The organism is Thalassoroseus sp., from assembly GCF_984380535.1.
Window position 1 is genome coordinate 1 of record NZ_CFHRBF010000040.1, and the last position, 5,937, is coordinate 5,937.

At 52.9% G+C, this 5,937-nt stretch carries 2 protein-coding genes; one reads left to right on the forward strand and one right to left on the reverse strand.

All coding sequences use genetic code 11. The annotated features are described in order from the left end of the window. The first annotated feature begins 1,608 nt into the window (after positions 1-1,608). Complete coding sequence (locus AC5DDB_RS29685; protein WP_491743396.1) at positions 1,609-4,434, forward strand: transporter substrate-binding protein; 2,826 nt, start codon at positions 1,609-1,611, stop codon at positions 4,432-4,434. 1,212 nt (positions 4,435-5,646) lie between these two features. On the opposite strand, the gene AC5DDB_RS29690 is transcribed toward AC5DDB_RS29685, so the two are convergent. Continuing rightward, positions 5,647-5,937 (reverse strand): transposase (locus AC5DDB_RS29690; RefSeq protein ID WP_491743397.1); only part of this gene is annotated, 291 nt, incomplete at its 5' end.

The following is a 5,937-nucleotide window of genomic DNA, read 5'->3' on the forward strand; positions in this document are numbered from 1 at the left end:
CCAACAATTCTCCCCACGCCTTTGCTCCCAGCCGGTCCGCGAACTCCCCCGCCATTTTCGCAACAGCATCCAGATGCTCTTCAAGCAGTTCCCACTCGCTATGGGGACGATCGGCAAGTGAGTGGGCGTAAAACATCGACTTCAACCAGCCAAATGGTTACCAGACAAATGCTCACACATCTTGCCAATCGGAGTCGTTTAACGCAAGCAAATGAACAGACTGCTGACCGATGCTCATGCGATATTTCATTGATGAAAAAAGGGCATACAGCTGACAACGGAATCAAGGTTTTGTATTTGCCCTCGGAGGCGGACATTGATAAAACCTTGATAGCATTTTGTGTCGCATCTCATTTAATGGAAATGCTTTGCGTCATGCAGAGTTCGTAACGCCGTCTTTGAAACCTGTGGGAAGAACGCTTGCGTGGTAACGTCGGGGAAAATGAATCAGATTCGACACAGTGGTCTGGGCGAATCCGCAAGACGCCCATCCCGTCGAAATCTCAAGCCTCGTGGGCCAAAATGTCCGTCGCGACGAACGGTCAATGAGTGGCGGCGCATCTGCAGAGGTCTCTTTCACCGCCTGCAGTTTGGCGAAACGCGAACTCGCAGAAGCTTGTCCAACTTCGCGGAGTTGAAGAGATGGCGAACTCGTGTCGGTGTCGGGCCGACGATCGCCGATGACTCACAGGTGCAGAGTTGTTGTAACACGCGACTCTCTTCGGGAGCGATTGACCATCTGCAGGGACAACTAACGCAACCACGCAGTTGCATCGCTTATTCTGCTTCCGGGAGTTTCGATATCGCATTGGCTCAGTGATTGCTCAGCGAAAGCCGCGGTTTTCGTGATCTGCTACGAGACAGTGGTATCTATGAAGGAGTTGGTTTTGTGAAGTGGTTCTCCCATAGAGAATGGGAATCCTGACTCACTAATTCCTCGAACAGGAGAACCACTCAGATGTTGTACCTCGGCATCGATCAGAACGCCCGCTAACTCACGATCTCACTCCGCAACGAAGACGGAGATGTCATCAAGGCCCGTCACGTCTCGACGCGACCTGAGAAGCTCAACGATTTCTTTGGGCAGTTGGGCGGATCTTCCGGGCAGCAAATGGAAAACCAGCGGCGGCTCAATGCACCTGGATGACATGAAGGCCATAGGAATTGATGCGTGATCGAACAATTGTTGGTTGTGTCCCACCAGCCAGATCACCCGCTTCCCGCGATGCTCCGATCGCGTAGCGACAGTTGCGTGCTGAATATCCGCCGGCTTGGACTCCTGAAACATCCACTACCATTGAGTGGTGGCATTCGTGCCCCTCAGCAGGAGGATCAGAAACGAATGATTGGTATGTTCTAGACAAGTTGCGAACTCCTATCGCTTTCGGCAGTGATTGCTTTTTTAAGCTCATTTTCCAATTTACACGATAAGTTTGCCTCGACCCCGATCTTGCATCCACTTCTTTATTTCTTGGTACCGCGTACCATTGTCGAAATCTAATGGGGTTTGACTTTTGCGAATCCGGAAGCGAACACTGCTGACCTTTGCATTAAGGATGTGTTAAAGTTGAAGTTGATCTCTCAACACCATCCAATGGACGTCGACCGATGCCAGTGTCCAGTCCATCTTCCTCGGTTTACCCCGTTGGGGTATTGCAATCCTTAACCGGCGTGATGGCCGGCAGTGAGGAGTTGGTCGCGCAATCCACGCAACTCACGATTCAAGAAATCAATCACGCAGGCGGCGTCCTGGGACGACAAGTACTTCCGATTGTCCGTGATGGGGAATCCCGTGCCGAGCGATTCGTTAACGAGGCCAAACAGTTTTTCGAGTCCGATGGGATTCGCGTGATTTTCGGTTGTTGGACGTCGGCCTCTCGAAAAGCGTTGCTACCCGTTTTGAGGGACCATGACGGACTCTTGTTTTATCCCGTCCAATACGAGGGCTTGGAAGAAAGCCCCCACATTATTTACACGGGCAGCACGCTCAATCAGCAAATCGAACCGGCGGTGGATTGGGTGATGGACCAGGGGTGGCGGAATGCCGCGATCATTGGTTCGGACTATGTTTATCCACGCACGGCCAACACGCTGATGTATGGCATCCTCGAAAAACGCGGGGGTACGGTCCTGGAGGAACTCTATCTCCCTCTGGATGGTTACGATGTGCGACCGGCGGTTGACCAACTGTTAAAATCTCGTCCCGATGTGATTTTCAATACGATCAACGGTTCGGCCAATACCGAATTTTTTCAACACTTGGCCGAAGCGGGACCGGGTCCTGAGCGACTGCCAGTGGTTTCCTTCAGTTTTTCGGAAACCGAGCTCGCCAAGGTTCCCGCTGCAGTAGGGCATTATGCATGTTGGGATTATTTTTCGACTTGCCAAACCGAGATCAACCAGCATTTTCTGCCACGAATCCGTGAGTATGTCGGGTGGAATTGTCCCGTATCCTCGCCAATGGCCAACGCGTACACGCAGGTGTTCTTGTGGAAGGCGATTGTGGAATCCATGGGCAGTTTTGAGGTGCCTGCTCTGCGAAAGTACCGGTTCATTCTTGTGAATGGTCCGTGTGGTGTGATGGAGTTACGCCAAAATCATCATGTGCGAAAACGGGCGATGGTCGGTCAGGCCCGTGAGAATGGCGAATTTGAAATAATCTGGCAACATCCGGAAATGATCGATCCTGAACCTTGGTTTGGCGTCGAGAACTTGCTTCGAGGGCGAATTATTCATCAGGCCTTGGAGGCGTTTCCGACGGTCGTCGATCTGCACGCCACACTGCGAAGGGAAAAAGAAGTTCAAGAGCGGCTGATCGAAAAACTTAACACTCAGCAAAAGGAATTGGAAAAAGCCCGCGATGATGCCGAGGCCGCCGACCGGGCCAAGTCAGCGTTTCTGGCGGCGATGAGTCACGAAATCCGCACGCCGATGAATGGGATGCTCGGCATGGCGCAATTGCTGCATGAGAGTCCCTTGTCCCCAGGTCAAGCCGAGCAAGTGGAATTGATTCTCTCTTCTGGAGAGACGTTACTGACAATCATTAACGACATCTTGGACTTCTCCAAGATTAAGGCCGGGCGAATCGACTTGGAGAATGTTGGGTTTTCTCTACATGATCTTGTGAGCGAAACCTTACAGCTGCTCTCTACAAAAGCCCATCTCGCGGGAATGGAAATCGAACTGGATATTGATCTCAACATGCCAGACATTCGCCGCGGCGACCCCACACGGATTCGACAAGTTTTGACCAATCTGGTGGGCAATGCGATCAAGTTCACCAACCAGGGGCGGATCATCGTGGGCGTTCTGCCGACGTCCGATGAAAGTGACATCGTTTGCCTCACAGTTCAGGACACCGGAATTGGAATCTCTGAAGAGGCGCAGAAACGTTTGTTTCAACCGTTCGTTCAAGCGGATTGCGGAACGGCGAGAAAGTACGGAGGAACCGGATTAGGGCTCGTGATCTGCAAGCGTCTCGTCGAATTGATGGGAGGAAATATTCTCATGGAGAGCGAACTTGACGTGGGGACTTGCTTCACGGTTCAAATCCCGTTGCCCGTGACGAACCAGATTGAAGTGGGGCAATCACCGCCGCACCGAATGCCGCCCGCCGAGCTGCTCGTGGGGAAGAACATTTTGCTCGTGGATGATAATCCCATCAATTTACGGGTTGCCAAGGCGCTGTTGGAAGGCATGGGGCTCGTCATCGAAGAAGCGAACGGGGCACGACAAGTTCAGGAGCGATTCCATTCAGGAGACGATTCCTTCTTTCGGCAATTTGATGGCATTGTCCTCGATGCCATGATGCCCGAGATCGACGGTTGGGAATTGGCACGCTGGATTCAGCAAGTATCGAGCGGAGAGAATCCTCCAATGATTTTGGCGTCCTCAGCGATCGGCGTTGAGAAGGGGCAACTCCATGCGCGTCCCAACATCTTCGCGGCCGTGTTACCCAAGCCCTTGCGGAAGAACGCCCTTGCTCGCACCTTGGCGATGGCCTTGGCTAACTGGCAGCCCAGATCAACCCACGCCAGCACGGAGACCATCGAACCTCGCCGTGTGCTCGTGGTCGAAGATAGCTTGGTCAATCAGAAAGTGGTTCAGTTATTTTTGGTCAAAGAGGGGCATCAAGTGACCTTGGCCAAGAATGGGCAGGAAGCCCTCGACTTACTCACCGACCCCAAGGCGTTCGATTTGATTTTGATGGATATCCAAATGCCTGTGATGGGGGGATTGGAAGCCACGCGACACATCCGCTCTCGGGAAAAGAACAAAGGCTGGCCACGATGGCCTGTGATTGCCCTCACGGGAAACGCCATGGAACAAGAGCAAGCCGATTGCCTAGCGGCGGGTATGGACCGCTGCTTCACCAAACCGCTCAGTAAGCACGAGGCTTTGACATTGGTGGCTGAAACGCCCGTGCGGTCTTAACATCGTAGCCCCGATCGGTGAGACCCTGGCGTTCAACACGCCCTTTGAAATTGTGACTTTGCCAGCGGTACCCTATCGCATCGCGTAAAGTGACACGCTGAATCAGTGCATTTTGTGCAGGCACGCAGGTGCGGTCGGAGTGAGCAACCGGCCAATTCCGAGCGTTCCGGTCCAACATACCAATCGCAATTCGCGTTTCTTCAAACTCGCTGAGGATGCATCGCCTGCAAGCGTGAAGAGATTTTCCCAATGGGCAGCGGTCGGTTTTTCGGCGCCCGACCTCTGCATTTGCGCTAATTTGCGACCCAGGCGCGGCTTGTCCAACTTCGTTCGGTTTGGGATTCCCAAAATTCTTGTCCATGAGCCGGACCGAAGTGAATTAACGGAGGGTTGGGACTTTTCTAGACCACGTTGCAGCCTTCTGTCTCCGCGGGAGGTGCATCAGGACCTATGTTTTTTGACTTCCACGGGAGAGCAACCGCTACGATCAAAAGTAAACGGTTCTAGAAAATAGGTGAGCTATCTCGGGTCGGCAGACCCCGCGAATTGTGTCGCGAGACGGCAACCTTCGGGAACGATTCTGCCCAGGGAACGGGAAGCCATTTGCCGCCAATTTCCGAAACGAAATATACGAGTTCGGGTGTGGCGAAATTATGACTTATTCGCTCACGTTTCGAAATATTTGGTGCCAGGCACTCCATCGGGACCACTGACGGTTACCGCCCAGTTGACTCATTCGTGTCACATAGGTCTTCTTTGGATGTGAAGCGTGCTTTGCAGCCAGAGTGTCTATGAACTCGCAGTTGTCGGAATTCACTGTCACGCGGGCCGAGCATCTCAGATTTCCAAACGGTCTTTGAGGTTGAATTCGCAATCGCGATTTCAGCTTGCCAAGCCTTCAGGCGACCGGAACCTTTTGTACGGCGTCTTGACTAAGATCGGATTGACAGGGCATGAAACCGGACCGATCGGTTTTGTCGAAACGACGAAGTTGTCAATCCAACGAACCTGATCAACCGGCGAGCCGTCATTCCATTAGGCTTCGAGAAAGACAGCATTGATTCCTCGTTCGGTAAATGTTCCGCGCCAATCAAGATTGCGTCGTTCCGTTTCGAGTTTTCCATCAATCCATAGCTGATTCAGTCCGTCCTTCTGGCCGGGAGTATTGAGTTTGGCCCTGGCTTCCACGCACACCCACCAGCCTAGAGCCGTTCACGATAATGTGTAGCGGTTGTAGCCGCAGTGGCGAAAATAGTGGCGGCACTCTGCGTTTGAGAAGTGTTCGAGGAGTTCGCCGAGGCGACTCCACAAGGCTTCGTCAGTTCGCTCGCCGGCTTTCCGAACGAGGTGCTTGAGTTTGGCGAAGAACTGTTCGATCGGACCCGGGTCGGGACTATACGGCGGCAGAAAGGGAATTCTTGCTCCGACACTCTCGATGGATTCCCGAGCTCCGGCGACTTTGTAGGCGTTTAGGACTTTGTGGGCGTTGAGATGGTCCAACAC